Genomic DNA, 16853 nt, shown 5'->3' with positions numbered 1-16853 from the left:
CATGATTGCAACAATTTAGCATTTAGCTTTGTCACGCCAGCGTAACGCACCCTTCGGCTTTGAGACGAATTAACGCTCCTGGTTGCACAATAGCCTTATAGCATTTATCTTCAATGGGTGGTCGTTCAATATATATAGTTGTATCTGCCCCCATTGCAGAGTTCTCAGCCGCTTGTAACTGTTGTTCAATTGCATCCAACTTGTCACCAAGCTCTTTCAACGTGCATTCCTCTGACTGAAGCTGTTGCTCGTATTGAAACTTGCGGGATACATCAGTTTCAATTACCAACGCTGTTCGTATTTGTGCAACTTTCTGGCTTTGGAGGGTGTAAACTTTTTCCAGTGAGTCTCGCTCTTGCTGCGATCGCTCTCTTTGATTTTGTGATTGTGCTGGATTACTTGATGTTACTGTCTGCTGCCCAAGGTGAATATTGTAGATGTCACTGCCAATTCGCCCAGCATTTACAGACTCAGCATTAATCAACCCACCGCCAAACTGGGAATTGCGTAAGTCGTTGTTGTCGGCTTGCTTCGGATCTTCTGAGTCGGGCATGGGTTTGATTTGAGCGTTCTTAAGCGTCTCTGTTCTGAACGTTACCACCTAATTGCTGTAGGTCAACATTGTTGGCATCTGCTATTCCACCTGCAAACTGTGGATTCTGCATATTGTAGTTAGACACTTTCCGTGGATTTTCTAGCAGTGCTTTTTGAACTGATCCTTGCTGTTCCACTATCTCAAACAGGCGGTTAATTTGTGCTTCCTGTTTGGTAATTAGCAAATCTTTATCTTCAAGTCTTGCTTTGTATTGCGCTTCTAAAGCTTTATTCGCAAATTCATAGCCCTGCATGAAGTCGCTGTGGATTTTTGCTTTGTCCGCATCAGGGGCAACAGCTACTCTGACTAAAAGAACGCCATGGCCTTTCTTCTCGATGCTTTGAACATCTAGTTGACTGCCTTGGTTTTCGACTTCTAATTTTTTGAACGAGTAGGCGAAAGCATCCCAGTCGATTCCATTGCGGAAGATTAGGTCAACTGTTTCTAAAGATTTTTGGAATAGCTTGGTGAATTCTCTAGGGGCGAAATTACCACTGCTGGGACGACGTTCTTGTTGATTTTGGCGGAGGTAAATATAGTCACAGATTACATCATCCAACCTTGTAGCACTATTAATATTCCAATCTTCTAAATAACTACCAGTCAAATTTGCCGAAGTAAAATCTGTCGATAAAGCTTGGACTCTAGTAAGATTTGCTTCACTTAAGTCAGCTTTAGTTAAATTAGCATGGCTAAGGTTTGCATCACTAAGGTTAGCTCCTTTTAAATTCGTTTTCACTAGATTAGCCTCACTAAGGTCATAGCCCATTAGATTCGCTTCACTAAGATTTGCCTTACTTAGGTTAAATTTAAATACAAATTTTTGTAAAGGAGAATAGTCTGTTCTTGGGAGATGAATCGGATCTACATTAAACTTAACTCTAGCAAATTTAGTACCATTTAACATAGCTCCAGTAAAATCACTATAACCGATATGAGCACCGCTTAAATCAGCATTAGTTAGATTAGCCCTAATCAGGATGGCTCCATCGATTAAAGCACCTATTACGTCAGCATTAGTTAAATCAGCATCTGTGAAATCTGTCTCATTAAGGTTAGCTCCACTCAAATTAGCTCCATTCAAATTAGCCTGCTTTAGCTCGATATTACTAATATCACTCCTACTTAAATCAGCTTTATTTAAATTAATACCATTTAAATTTTTAGGAAAGTATTTAGATTGATTATCTGAAACATGGATACCTGGGCTAACTAGAATACCTTTAAATTCAGCTTCTTGAGAATACCAATGATGTATAACATTTCCGCTTAAATCAGGTATTATATATGGGTTTTCCTTTCTCCAATTATTCCAAACCTCCACCCCTTGGTTAACTATTGCCAGATGTTCCTCATTCGCCATTTTTAGTTAACCCCTCTGCTTTATCTGTGCAAGTAAACTACTCTGCCTCCTGCCAACCTTCTAAAGTTGCCACAAGTATGTTGAGAAGAGGATGATCCACTAGCTCCTTGAAAGCTTCTGTTCCACCTGCTTTCAAAGCCGCAATTACCCGCACTTTCAAAGTAGGATTACTATCAATTTGCTTGAGTGCTTCTGTGGCCACTATCTGTTTTTCTAGTGGAGTATTAGTAGGGTAACTCTGCCCCAATTGGTTGAGAAGCTTCTGAATCTCTGCGGCGACTTCTGCCAGATTTTGCCGTTGCTGTGGGGTGTAGTTAGTAATGTTACCGCCAATTTGTTGTGCATTTACGGTGTCAGCATCTACAATACCACCAGCGAATTGAGCGCCTTGTAGGTTAAAGTTAGAAGTTTTATTATTCACTTTTTGCTGGTTATTATCGCCTTGGACGTTGTTGACGTTGCCGCCAACTGAAAAGCCACCGGGATTGTTAGTCATAGTACCTACCTGTTCAAGATTTGAATAAAAGCTAGGATGCTCTAACGCCGTCATCACCATATTTTCTAATCTGCGGATTTGATTATCTTTTTCTGCTAGCAGTAATTTAATCTCCCACTCCGACAAACCTTTTATCTGATTATACGTGGTAAAATCTTCTGCGCTCAGTTCCGACTTATCAGTCATAGCTGCGGTTTTGGCATGAAGCAAGAACTTGTCTTCGCCTCGTGCTTCCATTCCTACAATCCCAAATCTGCTTCTGGGTGATTCTCAGCTAACTACTTGAAGTAAATTGCGATCGCACTTCAACTACTTGCATATTTCAGTACTCTCCCAAACTCCCAGCGCCAAGCAGTCTCTACCACTATTTCTTTGCCGTTGATGAATTGGATGAATTCTTACCCATTGTCATAAGAAAAGACGTGAGTAATACATTGCTCATTGTTCAGTAGGCAAGAAACCAAACTCCGATTTAATATTCCAGCGCTTACCGTCGTGAAGCAGCAGCGTTAATTTATCGGCAGTAAACTCAAAATGCAACTGGCGCTTTTCAAACTCTGGCCAAGCAGCTTTAAAGTTTTGCTTTGTTAAATCCCGAAACGCAACTGTTATATGGGGCGCAAAAGGGCGGGTTTTAGAAACCTCGTCAACAATTCCCAAGTTGCTTTCTGTATAAGCCATTAAATCAGCTTGTAAAGTTAAAAGCTCTTGACTTATAACTACATTAATGTATATGACACGAGGCGCAAAGGCATTAAACCCCCTGAGTGTAATTGCTACTGGCTGTTGTCCACTAGCAAACTCCTTCAAAGATGCTTCTAAGAGTGGCAAGTGATCATCTGCCCATTCAAAGGGCGGTTGCAGGGTAATATGAGGCGGAGACTTTAGCGCCCCGCTACTAGCATAGCGATCGGCAAAGTACTGCTTAATCTCGTTGGCGTAGTCTTGAATGTCTTGCGGTGGTAAAAGGGCGACAAAAAAACGGCTCATCTATGTATCTATATTAATTATTTTTATTTTGACTCCTAACTCCTGATCTGTGATCGTCTGATCACTATTTTTATTCCTTAGTAATGGGTGGTTTGCGGGAAAACTTAGAGAAGGCGGATCGAGTTGGTGCTTGATCCGCCATGTCTGTTAACGAAAGAGAAAACGAAATGAGCGATCAAATTATTCTGTCCGATGAGGATGTTGTTTCTGTGGCTCAGGATGCTAACTTTGCCGGGGCTTCAACATCGACAGGTGAAGAATTAATGGAACGTCTGAAGTCTTTGGTGCATAGGAACAGCAGCTTACAAAAGGAGAAGGCTGAAGCCTGGTTTGTAAATGGTGTGATCTGTAAACTTTTACAAGCTCAGGGTGGCGGCTGGCAGAAAGGTAAAATCCGAATTCGCTTTGAATTTGTTCCTGATGAGCCGATACCAACAAAACCACTGATTCCCACTAACTCGACATCTCCACTGGATGATCTGCGATCGCACCTAGATATCTAAGAGTCACAGATGCCTCCCTTCTGCTGTTTTAGTTAAATCTTCAGTAAATCGCTGTAGTTAGTGTATATTGCTACTAAATTATTGCTCAAAAATAGTACTAACTTAAGCAGGATGTCTGTTGCAACTGGAGTTAATAAGCAAATGCCGTGGTTTGTAAAAATTGAAGAAGGCAAAGTCGATAAACCTACCTTTGACCAATATGTACCTGCCCACAAAGCCTATATTCAGGACTTGATTGCTAAAGGACACAAAGCGCGAACAGGCTATTGGGTGGAGCAAAGAGGCGGGATGTTGCTGTTTGAGGCAGCCTCAAAGGAGGAAGCAGAAGCAATTGTAGCTGATGACCCCTTGGTACAACACGGCTGCGTCAACTATCAGCTTTATCAATGGCGGATTGTTATGGAATAACACACACTTACTGAATTTTAATGTTATGCTTTTAGAAGACCTGGATCTATGCGATCGCAACACCCAAATCTTGTCAGAACCGGAAGGTAGCAGCAACACGGGAGGCTTGTGGTAGGCGTAGTCTCCGGGTCGCCCTATTTTGAGGAGCATTCAGCAAAAATGCCTGGTTTTGGAGATATTGTTCAAAAAGCTTTTTACCTCGGTGTTGGATTAGCTTCTTACGCAGGTGAGAAAGCAGGGGGAAAATTAGCCGAAGTGCGATCGCAAGTCCAAAAACTGGCAGATGAAATGGTGGCAAAGGGCGAAATGAACACAGAAGAAGCCCGTCGCTTCGTTGAAGATATGATGAAACAAGCCCAACAGCCCCAAGCATCTGGTGAAACCTCACCAAAAACACCCCCTTCTGAACCTCGCCGCATTGAAATCTTAGAGGAAGATGAAGAACCAACGGTGAAAGAGGGATCAAGTGATCAGAACGTGGATAAATTACGCCAAGAAGTGCTAGATCTGCAAGACGAGTTGAAACGATTGCAACGCGATTAATAAAAAGCATTCTTTGATCGAAATATCAGTAATAAGTGGCACTTTCATAGGGCACTTCATATAGAAACTTGATAAGATAAATTGCCTAGTGTGTACTTTAGTGCTTCAAGCCAGATAGCACAAACCGTCTTGTTTATAGCCTGTAAGGGCGTCAAGTTTATGGAACAGTGGCAAAAAGATTTAGTAGAAATCGTCGAAACAGTGGCTGATGAAGTAGAGCGTTTCTTCCTGGGAATGAGTGAAATGGTAGACGCTTTTTTTGAGATAACGGAAGAAATGACTGAGCAAGTCCCTAACATTGTTACTGAAGTCGATCAGTATTTACAGGAATTGGCTGAACCAATGTTAGAAGCTTACTGGGAACTGGAGGACATTGTAGCAGATGTAGATCCGGGTTTTCCTTATTCAGTTGAACCCACTGCCGAAAAAAATCCTGCCTGTATCGGCTGTAGTCACTACCACGGACAAGTCTATAGTGGTAATTTGTTAGTTTGTGCCATGCATCCCCACGGTTGCGAAGATGAAAATTGTCCAGACTGGGAGAAGGAAGAGTATTGAGGGGAGACGCGATTAATCGCGTCTGTACAATAATTGCTAAAAGGACGTAAAGACGGGTAAAATAACCAATGACAAATGACAAATGACAAATGACAACTGATAAATTACCTGAAACTGTATCCCCGGCAAGCCAAGAAATTAAGTATGGCGAACGCGACATTGCACAAGGTAAACTAATTACCTTTCCGAATCCGCGTGTGGGGAGGCGATATGACATCAACATTACTTTGCCGGAATTTACTTGTAAATGTCCGTTTTCCGGTTATCCTGACTTTGCGACAATTTACCTTACCTATGTTCCTGATGAACGGGTAGTGGAATTGAAGGCGCTTAAGCTTTATATTAATAGTTACCGCGATCGCTACATTTCCCACGAAGAATCTGCTAATCAAATTTTGGATGATTTTGTAGCTGCTTGTGATCCGTTGGAAGTAACTGTGAAAGCAGATTTTACGCCTCGTGGTAATGTACATACTGTGGTTGAAGTACGGCACCAAAAGTAACATCATCACTGATTAGCGCAGACGGGATTAATCGGCTTTATTCAGCAATTTTCTTTGCAGCTGTCTGCACTTGCAGCACAACTTTTTTAGACAAAGGAATATATCCGAGTTCCAAACTGGATTTTTGTCCCTCAATCAAAGCCCAATTAACAAAGTTTTTCAGCACTTGCCCTTTGACTCGGTTTGGATATTGGTGATAAGTTAAAAGCCAGGTGTAAGTGACGATGGGATAAGACTGGGGACCTGTAGGATCGGTGACAAAAGCAATCAAGTTATTGGCAGGTAATTTGATTGTCTCTAAGGTTTGAGCTACAGATTCTGGTGTCGGCGTAATATAACTACCAGATTTATTTTCTAAAGCAGCCACAGGAAGTTTATTTTGTTTGGCGTAAATATACTCGACATAGCCAATAGCTCCTGGTATCTGTTGAATCAGGGCGGTAACACCTTCGTTACCCTTTCCACCAATTCCCACTTGCCATGCTACAGATTTACCAGCCCCAATTTTGCTTTTCCATTCTGGATTTATAGCACTTAGGTGTTGCGTTAACACGCTCGTAGTCCCACTCCCATCAGTTCTGTGTACTACCTGAATCGGTAAATCGGGCAAACTTACCCCTGGATTAGCTGCGGCTATTTTAGGATGATTCCAATTCCTAATTTTTCCGAGAAAGATATCTACGTAAACTTGGCGTGGTAGCCTGAGAGCAGTTGGTACACTGACTTGAGGCGACTGATGTGCAACTGGTGTGAGATTATAAGCCAGCACAATAGAACCGGCAGTTAGAGGTAAAGCGATTACTCCCCGTTTTATCTTAGCTGCTTGTTCATTTGTAATTCCCACATCACTAGCTGCAAAGTCCACAGTACCTTCGATGAGCTGTTGCACTCCAGCACTGCTCCCTATAGCTTGATAGTTAATTTCCACATTGGGATTTTGCTGGTTATAATCTGAAAGCCAGCGCTCGTACAAAGGCGCGGGAAAACTTGCCCCGGCACCTACAAGGGAAACACGGTTGATGTTTCGATTATTGGCAGTGCAAGCAGCAATACTCAACGAAACAACGATTAGGGGTAGAAGGTAAACGCGTCCCTTGGATTGAAGTTGAGCAGATATAGAAATCTTTTGTTGCAATGTTTAATAAATACCTGTAATAATTTCCCAATTTTAAGCCGTGTAGACATAATTAATTGTAAATAACTTGGAAACGCAAAGGTACGCAAAGTAATCATCTGCGTTCCTCTGCGATTTCCTTTGCGCCCCTTTGCCTTTAAACTTCAATCGCCGCCTCTTTCTCCTCAGCTTTTGGCTGTGAACTCAGCCGATCTAAAATCTCTAAAATCTCTTGTTCAAAAGCAACTTGGGCGCGATTTGTTTTGCCACCCACATATAAGCGATCGCCTTTTTGCAATGCCCATATTTGTGAGTGAGAGAAGTAACTCATCACCACACCCAACATTAGTAAGCCAAATCCTGAGTAAACAATTGGTATGCCTGGATCAGCTTTAATTTGTAAGCCGGTGCTGCCAATGACATCGAGAATTTTGAGTTTCACGCCATTGATTTCGGTGAACATCCCAGCGCGGACGGTATCAACAAGTTTGCCAGTGGCATCATAAATTAATACCATCCCTTGCAAGTCTTTGGCTAACAGGGAAACACCCTCACTCAAATCTGGTTTAGTCGGAACCCACGTTCCCCAAATGCGCCCGTTACCGTTGGTGTTCAATTGCGCCATCGGTAGCTGAAAAATCGGGCTGTTGTTAAATTGAATGCGAACAGCTGCGATTCCCCAATCAGTTTGATAGAAAGTTACGCCATGATAGCGCAGAGGTTCGTTGACAAAAATCTTCTTATGGTCAACTTCCTCTCCCTGATTATTCAAGACAGACATATCCGAATAAAATTGATCAATGCCGCCAGATGGTGTGTAGTCAATCCAAAAACGATTGACGCGCACAGACCAATCTTTCGGGACTTGGGCTGCTGCTAAAGGTCCGGCATCTACAATATTTGTCACTTTAAATGTATTGCCACTGGCAACCATTTCCTGAGCCAGAAACCCAGTCATCGCGCCCCAAATTGCCCCTAGCAGAATAGCGACGATGCCAATATGAACCATAATTGGGCCGATGCGTCCGACTATTCCCTTGCGGGCGTAGAGGAGGTTTTCTTTTTCTGGATCTTGAAAAATTTTATAGCGGCGTTTCTGTAATATTTGGTACAGAGAATTCAGGGAACCAGTATCTAGTTCTGCACTCAAAGCTAACTTTTGAAATTGCCGTGGTTCTTCATAATATTTCCAGCGCTGGGCAGCTTTTAAGGCTGGTAGCTGACGGGTAAAAGAACAAGCAGTTAAGCTAGTGCCAAATAAGATGAGTAATGCCAGAAACCACCAAGTACGATATACGTGGTCTAACCCAACTACCTGAATTACCTTCCAAGTTAAGAAACCAAATAAAGCTGGATGTTCTGGGTAGTTAGCCTGGTAGAATGCTGGTGACTGACCTTGTTCAATTACAGTACCGGTGGAGCTAAAGATTGCAATCAATAGCAGTAGTGCGATCGCTAGTCGTAAGTTAGTTAGTACAGGCAAAAGCTCTTGTCGTAAAAACTGCCCAGGTACTGCCCACCATTTTAATTCTTTTGATGCTGAATCTTCTAAAGTCATTACGTGTAAAATCTAAAAAAGGTGTTCATATAAATCCTGATCAAGGAATTAAATTAAAAACTGCCAAGGGGAATCCGAGAAATTAAAGAAAATACACCGAATCCTACCAACAGCGCCCCGCTAACTGGGTTAATCCAACCAGACCAGCGACGCAATTCTAGTAACTTTTTAATTGAAGCTGTAAAAGTACCCGCCAAAATCAATGGTGCTACATAACCGCCTGTGTAAGAAAGTAGCAAAACAGCGCCTAAAATTAAGTCTTGTGTATTGGCAATCCAACCTAGTAAGCTGGCTAAAACAGGCGTGCTACAAGGAGATGCCACTAAGCCGAAAGTCAGCCCCAGCAAATAGGAACGCAATCCTGCTGGTAAATCTGGCGAAATCCAATTTGTTTCACCCAAGGATGGAAATTGCAGAGGTAGTGCTTCCAGTAAGTTCAGCCCCATGAGAATGGCGATAATGCTGACGATAATCGGCAAACCAATTCCCACTTGACCGTAGACTTTTCCCACAAAAGCTGCTATGATACCCATCCCTGCCAATGTAGTTGCTAATCCGAAAGCAAACCAAGTTGATTGGGCAGCTGCTTGCAAGCGGCTTTTAGCTTCATAACCGCCGATGTAGCCAATGGTAATTGGTAGCATAGAAAGCATACAGGGTGTGAGACTGGTGAGCAAGCCAGCTGCAAAGATGATACCAATACTCATGACGCTAAGGTGTGTCAGTTGGTTAGAAACAAGGCTGTTGGCAAATTGTTCTAGTTGGTAAATTTGGGTTTGCAGGTTATCAAGCATGGGGATGTTTCTGAGCGGAAAATGCTTACTCTGCTTGAATTTTAACTTATTTTTGGATGTAGAGTCAGCAGAAGTAATTATCCAAAGCTGATATCATCTAAATTTCATCTGCCCAAGGAAATATATTTACAATAGAATTACAACCTTTTTCAACTATTTAAACCATAATCTTTTGTAGCGCCCAGATGTGCTACCTTACCTTATGATTTAATTACCTGAAAATTACTGTAGTCTCACATTATCCCTGAAGAACCACGGCTGGAGTATTTGGCATGATGATTGCATTACCCGGATTTCAAATTGTCACTTTGTTAAAAGCAGGGGTAAAAGCAGTCATATACCGTGGAATTAAGCTCAAAGATCAGTGTCCGGTAATTATCAAAGTACTACGTCCAGAACAGTGTACACCGAATAATATTGAACAACTCAAACATGAGTATGCGATCGCTCAAAGGTTAAACACCCCAGCAGCTCTCATTGCCTACGCCTTAGAGATTTATCAGGGAATTCCTTATTTAATTATGGAGGATTTTGGCGGGCGATCGCTCGACCAGTTGCTAGACCAATTTCAACAGCCTGTTCCATTTCTGAAGATTGCCATTGAAATCACCAACAAACTCGCACAAATCCACACTTTTAACATTGTCCACAAGGATATTAAGCCGCAAAATATCTTAGTTAACCTCGAAACTAATCAGGTGAAAATCGCCGATTTTGGTATTGCTGCCTTTATTCCCTATGAGCAGCAAAGGGTTAGCAGTTCCAGTTGCATTGAAGGCAGTTTAGCTTATTTGTCACCTGAGCAAACCGGGCGGATGAATCGGGGAATTGACCATCGCAGCGATTTGTATTCTCTGGGAGTCACCTTTTATGAGATGCTCACAGGTCAGCTACCGTTTCAAGGCAAAGACCCCTTAGAGTGGGTGCATTGTCATATCGCCAAATCTCCGCCATCCCCGACAAAGCTGAACTCTGATATTCCTCAAATGCTTTGTGACATCATTATGAAATTGCTCTCGAAGGAGGCAGAACAGAGGTATCAGAGCGCTTTAGGTTTGCAATTTGATCTGGAACGCTGCTTAAAGCAATTGGAGACAACCACAGAAATCCAGTCCTTTGTTTTGGGTGAGCAAGATATCTCAGAGCGCTTTCAAATTACCCAGAAATTGTATGGGCGAGAACAAGAAATTGCCAAGCTTCTCCAAGCATTTGAGCGAGTTGTTAGCCAAGGAAAACCAGAAATTATCCTCGTCTCTGGCTATGCTGGGGTTGGTAAATCTTCTCTGGTGAAGGAGATTCACAAACCCATTGTCAAAGAACGTGGGGTTTTTATCTGTGGTAAGTTTGATCAGTACAAACGAGATATTCCTTATTCCACCATTGTTCAAGCTTTTCAAACACTCGTTCGACAAATTTTAACACAGCCGAAAGATCAACTTGCCACCTGGAAAAAGCGAATACAAGCAGCATTAGGAAACAATGGTAGACTAATCACAGATGTAATTCCAGAAGTTGAACTAATCGTTGGAGAACAGTCTCCTATACCAGAGTTGGGGCCTGCTGAATCTCAAAACCGATTCAACTTGGTGCTTCAAAATTTTATCAGTGTCTTTGCTCAAAAAGAGCATCCACTCGTTGTTTTCTTAGATGATATGCAGTGGACAGATAGTGCTACTTTGAATTTAATTCAAACTATCATTACTGGATCTAGTATCGAGTATCTCTGCTTCATTTTGGCGTATCGAGATAACGAAGTAGATGTTGTCCATCTCTTTAGTTTGATGATAGAGAAGGTTCGCCAGTATGGTGCTAGAACAACTGAAATTATTCTTGCACCGTTGAATCTTGCTTATGTAAATCAGTTGATTTCTGATACCTTACATAGTTCAGCAGAACAAGCAGCACCCCTTGCCCAATTAATTATCCAAAAAACTGACGGCAATCCTTTTTTTGTCAATGAATTTCTCAAAACACTGCATCAAGAAAATCTGTTAAATTTTAATCGCCAACATCGGATATGGCAATGGTATCTAGCTGAGATTGAAGCCCAAGGTATTACAGATAATATTATCAGTTTGATGATTGGGCGGATGGAAAAACTGCCACTTGCAACTCAACAGGCGCTGAAGTTAGCCTCATGTATCGGTAATCGCTTTGATTTAGAAGTTTTGGCACTTGTTGGCGAACAATCTATTGAAGAAACGGCAAATGCACTGGTTGAAGCAATTTTAAGAGGATTAATTATTTCCATTGAATCAGATGAAAGTGTTGATAAAAACTATCGTTTCTACCATGATCGAGTTCAACAAGCTGCTTATGCCTTAATTGCGGATGAATCAAAGTCGGCTGTTCACTTGAAGATTGGGCGACTTTTGCTGAAGAATGCTAGTGATGAAGAAGTGAATGAGCAAATTTTTGATCTAGTCAATCAGATCAATCTCGCTGTGGGTCTGATTGTTAAACAAACAGAAAAAGATGAATTGGTACGATTAAATTTAATCGCTGGCAAGAAAGCAAAAGCTTCCACAGCCTACACTCCTGCTAAAAGATTTTTTAGCGTTGCCATGAATCTTTTGGCTGAAAATGCCTGGATTGAACAATATGAACAAACATTTACTTTATTTAGAGAATTGGCTGAGTGTGAATTTTTAACAGGAAATTTAGAGCTAGCGGAAGAATTATTTGATCTCCTATTGCTCAAAACAGAATCTCATGTGGGAAAATCCAATATTTATATATTGCAAATCAGACTCTACCAAGTTGCAGGTAGATATGAAGAGGCGCTGATATTGGGATTAGAAGCTTTAAAACTTTTTGGGGTGATCCTCCCTGATTTAAATGAGCAAGTGCAAAGTGCGATCATAATTGAAAAAAACCAGGTATTAATAAATTTAGGTGAGAGACAAGTCTCTGATTTAATTAATGCTCCAGTAATCCAAGATCCGAATATTAAAACATTAATTAGTCTGTTGACGACTTTGGGACCACCTACTTATCTCGGTAGACCTGATCTCTTTCCGTTAGTCGTACTTAAAGCTGTTAACTACTCACTCAAGTTTGGGAATACGGAAGATTCCTGTTTCGCTTACAGTATGTATGCCATGTTGTTGGTTTCCATCTTCCATGATATTCCTACAGGCTACGCATTTTCTAAGATGACAATTGAATTGAATGAAAAGTTGCATGACTTGGAACTTCGAGGAGTTGTTCTACACATTCATGGAAGTCATATCAACGTTTGGTGTAACCATATTGCCACTGATATTCCCTTTTTAGAGCGGGGATTTATTGGCTGTGTGGAAACAGGTAATGTGACGATGGCAAACTATAACGGCTATCAAGCCTCTTGGCAAATTATCCAATTAGGCTCTCCACTTTCAGATACATACAAATCTCTAGAAAAATACACCACCTTTGCCCGCCAGTCTAAACATGAGGCTGTCTATGAGACAATTAGATTAGAGCAAATGCTACTGATGAATCTGCGCGGACTCACTCACCAACATCTTACTTTAAGTAATGATGAATTTGATGAATCACGCGCTTTGTCTATTATTATAGATGCAGGTTTTATCAGTGGAATTATTTTTTATCATATTATCAAATTAATTATATTTTTTACCTATGCACAGTATGCAGAAGCACTGAATTTTGCCTTAAAATTATCAAAACTTCTAGTTTCAACACTGGCATTACCAATTGAAACAGATTATATTTTATATTACTCACTGACTCTAACGGCTCTTTATGGAACACTATCTTCTCAAGAGCAAGAACAGTTTTTACAAACGCTAGAATCCCATCAGCAGCAATTGCAATACTGGGCTAACCACTGCCCTGCAAACTTCTTACATAAGTCTCAATTAGTGGCTGCTGAAATAGCTCGGATTCAAGGTAGGGACTTAGAAGCAATGCACCTATATGAGCAATCAATTGCTTCAGCCCGTGAGCAGGGATTTGTGCAATATGAAGCTTTGGCTAATGAGCTAGGCGCTAAGTTTTACTTAGAACGGAAGTTTGAATTAATTGCCAAAACCTACTTACAAGCAGCTAAAAATGCCTATGTGCGCTGGGAGGCATTTGCTAAAGTCAAGCATCTCGAAGAATCCTATCCTCAGCTATTACCACAACAGCTTGTCTCTAACGGAACGTTTTTCAGCACAGGCGAACACCTAGACTTTTTATCGGTCGTTAAAGCGTCTCAAACTATATCTAGTGAAATTGTGCTTTCGCGGTTATTGAAGACATTAATGCAAATTGTCATCGAGCAAGCCGGAGCAGAAATTGGTTATTTGTTGCTTGAACACGAGCAAAATATGGTGATCGAAGTAGAAGCTAAAGTTAATCCCCAAGCAGAAAAGCTCAATGTTTATCGACCTATATTAGAAGGTGAAATTTCACAGGTTATTCCTCAATCAATGCTGAATTATGTTCAACGAACTCAAGAAACAGTGATTTTGCAGAATGCCACTGAGCAAAATCTGTTTTCGCAAGATGAGTATGTCATTCAAAAGCAACCTAAATCTGTACTTTGTTTGCCGATCGCTCGTCAGTCAAAATTACTTGGTATTTTATATTTAGAAAACAATCTGATCTCCAGCGCCTTTACACAAGAAAAACTTTCCGTACTGGAAATCTTGACAGTTCAAATTGCTATTTCTCTAGAAAATGCTCATCTTTATCAGGGTCTAGAAGACAGCCAAGCACAACTAAACTTGGCGTTAAAATCTGCCCAAATCGGTGTTTGGAGTTGGGATATTGTCAACGATCGCCTTGACTGGGATGAGCAAATTTATCAACTATTTGGGTTAACACCTGAAACCTTTGCTGGCACATCCAAAGCAATCCTCGATCGTCTGCATCCAGATGATCGAGAATTACTGGCTCAATCTTTGAGTCGAGCGATTAACGATCGCGTGGAGCATAATTTAGAATATCGAATTATTCAAGATGACGGCAGTATCCGCTACCTAGCCTGTCGGGGAAAAGCCTTTTTCAACGAAGCGGGTAAACCCACACACATGAGTGGTGTTGTGCTTGATATCACCGCTCGCAAACAATCTGAAGCCGAACGTATCCAACTGATTCAAGAGCAAACCGCCCGACAAGAAGCAGAAGCCGATCAGCAACGAGCAGCATTTTTGGCTCAAGTCAGTGCAACCCTCGCCTCTTCCCTCGATTACGAAAGCACGTTAGCAAGCGTGGCCAACTTGGTTGTGCCTTATCTCGCCGATTGGTGCGCCGTTGACTTGCTGCAAGATAACCAATCAATTCATCGGGTAGCAGTTGCTCACCGAGATCCAGAGAAAGTAAAACTCGGTTGGGAACTTCATCAGCGTTATCCTAGAAAGTTGGATGAACTTCAAGGTGTGCCGAAAGTGGTTCGTACAGGAATTCCTGAGATGGTAACTGAAATTTCAGATGCAGCCCTAGCAGCAGGTATCCCAGATGCAGAACATCTAAGGATTGTGCGTGAAATTGGTTTAAAGTCATGTATAATCTTGCCCTTGATGGCACGGGAAAAAATTTTTGGTGCAATTTCCTTTTTTACTGCGGAATCAGAACGTTGTTACAGCACAGCTGACTTGTTACTAGCGCAAGATGTTGCCCATCAAGCGGCGATCGCTATCGATAATGCCCGCCTTTACCAAGAAGCACAGCAGGCACAAAGAACAGCAGAGCGAGCCTTAGAGCGCATTGCCCGTCTCCAATCGATCACGGCTGCTCTTTCAGAATTGCTGACACCAGCCCAAGTATCTGAAGTCATTGTAGAGCAGAGCATGGCTGCCTTGGGAGCTAGTTGTGCCCTCGTCGCCTTGCTGAATGAAAGTAAAACTGAACTAGAAATTGTCCATGCAGTTGGTTATAACCAAGATTTGGTAGATACTTGGCGGCATTTTTCCATTGATTCACGCTCCCCTCTAGCAGAAGCTGTGCGGAGTGGACAACCTATTTGGGCTGAATCGAGACAAAATAGAATAGCTCGTTACCCTCATCTAGCTGAAGCTTACGCCCAATATGACATTGATGCCTGGATTTCTATTCCCTTGATGGTGGAGGGTTCGGCAGTTGGAGGTATAAATTTGGGATTTACTCAACTTCAACAACTTAGTGGAGAAGATCAAGCATTTATCTTGGCTGTTGCTCAACAATGCGCCCAAGCGATCGCTCGCGCCCATCTCTATGAAGCCGAACGAACGGCACGCAATGCTGCGGAATCAGCAAATCGCGTCAAAGATGAATTTCTAGCCGTGCTGTCCCATGAATTGAGAACACCGCTTAACCCGATTCTGGGTTGGGCAAAACTGATGCGGAGTCGCAAACTTGACCAAGCAACAAGCGATCGCGCCCTCGAAACTATTGAGCGTAATGCCAAGTTGCAAACTCAATTGATTGAAGATTTACTTGATGTTTCTCGTATCCTTCAGGGTAAACTTAACCTTAACTTCGACCGGATTAATTTGGTATCAGTGATTGAAGCTGCGATCGAGACAGTGCGTTTATCGGCGGAGGCTAAGTCTATCCAGATTCAAACAATTCTGGAATCTGGTGTTGGGCAAGTTTTAGGCGATGGCAATCGATTGCAACAAGTCATTTGGAATATCCTTTCCAATGCCATTAAGTTTACTCCTACCGGGGGAGAGGTAAAAATTAAATTAGAGCAAGTCGGCTCACAGGTACAAATCTGCGTCACTGACACCGGGAAGGGGATTGTAGCTGAGTTCTTACCTTATGTCTTTGATTATTTCCGTCAAGCAGATGGTGCGACAACTCGAAAATTTGGCGGTTTAGGTTTAGGATTAGCGATCGTCCACCATCTTGTAGAACTTCACGGGGGAACTGTTCAAGCAAAAAGCCTGGGCGAAGGTAAAGGAGCAACTTTCACTGTCAAACTTCCATGTTTACAGGATGAAAGCAAAGTAATCAAGGATGCAAAAGATAACTCCTCAGTTGTGGCGGCTCAGTCCTTACCCCTGTCTGGCTTAGAGATTCTGGTGGTGGATGATGATGCAGATATGCGAGAATTTTTGCCCTTCATGCTAGAGCAATATGGTGCAACTGTTATCGTTACGGCCTCAGCCATTGCCGCTTTAACTGCCCTGAGTCAATCCCAGCCAAATCTGATCATCAGCGATATCGGGATGCCAGAAATGGATGGTTATATGCTGATGCGAAAGGTGAGGAGTCTGAAACCAGAGCAAGGCGGGACAATTCCCGCGATCGCTTTAACTGCCTATGCTGGTGAGATAGATCATCAGCAAGCGATCGCTGTCGGATTTCAACTGCATATTTCCAAGCCTGTAGATCCAGAAGAATTAGTAAAGGCGATCGCCTTATTAGACTTATCGAAATAGAATTCAGGATGAATTCTGTACGAGTGAGGGGTCTAAACCCCCACGCTCTTGATTCTGACATCTCGGCGGAGCG

General features: G+C 42.1%; 13 protein-coding genes and 1 other RNA gene. 7 read left to right on the top strand and 7 right to left on the bottom strand.

Going from position 1 to position 16853, the window contains the following annotated elements:
- Positions 1-31: 31 nt before the first annotated feature.
- From V7K31_RS02205 to V7K31_RS02190, 4 genes are all read right to left on the bottom strand, one after another.
- Positions 32-553 (bottom strand): AAA-like domain-containing protein, encoded by a 522-nt coding sequence (locus tag V7K31_RS02205; RefSeq protein WP_335092321.1) that lies wholly within the window; start codon positions 551-553, stop codon positions 32-34.
- Positions 554-572: 19 nt separating this feature from the next.
- Entirely contained in the window at positions 573-1958 is a 1386-nt protein-coding gene (locus V7K31_RS02200) for a pentapeptide repeat-containing protein (protein ID WP_335092320.1), read from the bottom strand.
- A gap of 37 nt (positions 1959-1995) precedes the next feature.
- The gene (locus tag V7K31_RS02195) at positions 1996-2691 is read right to left on the bottom strand and encodes a hypothetical protein (RefSeq protein WP_335092318.1); all 696 of its coding nucleotides are present in this window, start codon (positions 2689-2691) and stop codon (positions 1996-1998) included.
- 201 nt (positions 2692-2892) lie between these two features.
- Entirely contained in the window at positions 2893-3444 is a 552-nt protein-coding gene (locus V7K31_RS02190) for a 2'-5' RNA ligase family protein (protein WP_335092316.1), read from the bottom strand.
- Positions 3445-3584: 140 nt separating this feature from the next.
- On the opposite strand from V7K31_RS02190, the gene V7K31_RS02185 reads away from it, so the two are divergent.
- The 6 genes from V7K31_RS02185 (at position 3585) to queF (ending at position 5959) form a co-directional block, all read left to right on the top strand.
- The gene (locus V7K31_RS02185; RefSeq protein WP_335092315.1) at positions 3585-3947 is read left to right on the top strand and encodes a KGK domain-containing protein; all 363 of its coding nucleotides are present in this window, start codon (positions 3585-3587) and stop codon (positions 3945-3947) included.
- 141 nt (positions 3948-4088) lie between these two features.
- The gene (locus V7K31_RS02180) at positions 4089-4355 is read left to right on the top strand and encodes a YciI family protein (RefSeq protein ID WP_335092365.1); all 267 of its coding nucleotides are present in this window, start codon (positions 4089-4091) and stop codon (positions 4353-4355) included.
- A 37-nt stretch (positions 4356-4392) separates the two neighbouring features.
- Positions 4393-4489: signal recognition particle sRNA small type (gene ffs, locus V7K31_RS02175), an RNA gene on the top strand.
- 25 nt (positions 4490-4514) lie between these two features.
- Entirely contained in the window at positions 4515-4898 is a 384-nt protein-coding gene (locus tag V7K31_RS02170; RefSeq protein WP_335092313.1) for a phasin family protein, read from the top strand.
- Between the two features lie 159 nt (positions 4899-5057).
- Positions 5058-5456, top strand: coding sequence for a hypothetical protein (locus tag V7K31_RS02165; protein ID WP_334826947.1), 399 nt, complete (start codon positions 5058-5060; stop codon positions 5454-5456).
- Between the two features lie 89 nt (positions 5457-5545).
- A complete protein-coding gene (queF, locus tag V7K31_RS02160; protein ID WP_335092312.1) occupies positions 5546-5959 on the top strand; it encodes a preQ(1) synthase in 414 nt (137 codons plus the stop codon).
- Between the two features lie 37 nt (positions 5960-5996).
- Here queF and pstS read toward each other — a convergent pair whose 3' ends face one another.
- The 3 genes from pstS to V7K31_RS02145 all read right to left on the bottom strand — a co-directional run bounded on the left by pstS (position 5997) and on the right by V7K31_RS02145 (position 9425).
- Positions 5997-7094: a phosphate ABC transporter substrate-binding protein PstS gene (gene pstS / locus V7K31_RS02155; RefSeq protein ID WP_335092311.1), complete on the bottom strand. Its 1098-nt coding sequence runs from the start codon at positions 7092-7094 to the stop codon at positions 5997-5999.
- Between the two features lie 136 nt (positions 7095-7230).
- Entirely contained in the window at positions 7231-8631 is a 1401-nt protein-coding gene (locus V7K31_RS02150) for a cytochrome c biogenesis protein (RefSeq protein ID WP_335092310.1), read from the bottom strand.
- Between the two features lie 53 nt (positions 8632-8684).
- Entirely contained in the window at positions 8685-9425 is a 741-nt protein-coding gene (locus V7K31_RS02145) for a cytochrome c biogenesis protein CcdA (RefSeq protein WP_335092309.1), read from the bottom strand.
- 272 nt (positions 9426-9697) lie between these two features.
- Here V7K31_RS02145 and V7K31_RS02140 point away from each other — a divergent pair, with 272 nt between their 5' ends.
- Positions 9698-16780 (top strand): AAA family ATPase, encoded by a 7083-nt coding sequence (locus V7K31_RS02140; RefSeq protein WP_335092308.1) that lies wholly within the window; start codon positions 9698-9700, stop codon positions 16778-16780.
- Positions 16781-16853 lie beyond the last annotated feature (73 nt).

It is taken from the genome of Nostoc sp. (assembly GCF_036917675.1).
Taxonomy (GTDB): Bacteria; Cyanobacteriota; Cyanobacteriia; order Cyanobacteriales; family Nostocaceae; genus Nostoc.
The sequence above is the reverse complement of the archived record's forward strand: the minus strand, read 5'-3'. Positions and strand labels throughout refer to the sequence as shown.

What these genes read in the sequence shown, in the direction of transcription:
- V7K31_RS02145 (WP_335092309.1), bottom strand. Translation starts at nt 9,425, where the DNA reads ATGCTTGATAACCTGCAAACCCAAATTTACCAACTAGAACAATTTGCC.
- V7K31_RS02200 (WP_335092320.1), bottom strand. Translation starts at nt 1,958, where the DNA reads ATGGCGAATGAGGAACATCTGGCAATAGTTAACCAAGGGGTGGAGGTT.
- V7K31_RS02150 (WP_335092310.1), bottom strand. Translation starts at nt 8,631, where the DNA reads ATGACTTTAGAAGATTCAGCATCAAAAGAATTAAAATGGTGGGCAGTA.
- V7K31_RS02190 (WP_335092316.1), bottom strand. Translation starts at nt 3,444, where the DNA reads ATGAGCCGTTTTTTTGTCGCCCTTTTACCACCGCAAGACATTCAAGAC.
- V7K31_RS02165 (WP_334826947.1), top strand. Translation starts at nt 5,058, where the DNA reads ATGGAACAGTGGCAAAAAGATTTAGTAGAAATCGTCGAAACAGTGGCT.
- queF (WP_335092312.1), top strand. Translation starts at nt 5,546, where the DNA reads ATGACAACTGATAAATTACCTGAAACTGTATCCCCGGCAAGCCAAGAA.
- V7K31_RS02180 (WP_335092365.1), top strand. Translation starts at nt 4,089, where the DNA reads ATGCCGTGGTTTGTAAAAATTGAAGAAGGCAAAGTCGATAAACCTACC.
- V7K31_RS02185 (WP_335092315.1), top strand. Translation starts at nt 3,585, where the DNA reads ATGTCTGTTAACGAAAGAGAAAACGAAATGAGCGATCAAATTATTCTG.
- V7K31_RS02170 (WP_335092313.1), top strand. Translation starts at nt 4,515, where the DNA reads ATGCCTGGTTTTGGAGATATTGTTCAAAAAGCTTTTTACCTCGGTGTT.
- V7K31_RS02205 (WP_335092321.1), bottom strand. Translation starts at nt 553, where the DNA reads ATGCCCGACTCAGAAGATCCGAAGCAAGCCGACAACAACGACTTACGC.
- V7K31_RS02140 (WP_335092308.1), top strand. Translation starts at nt 9,698, where the DNA reads ATGATGATTGCATTACCCGGATTTCAAATTGTCACTTTGTTAAAAGCA.
- V7K31_RS02195 (WP_335092318.1), bottom strand. Translation starts at nt 2,691, where the DNA reads ATGGAAGCACGAGGCGAAGACAAGTTCTTGCTTCATGCCAAAACCGCA.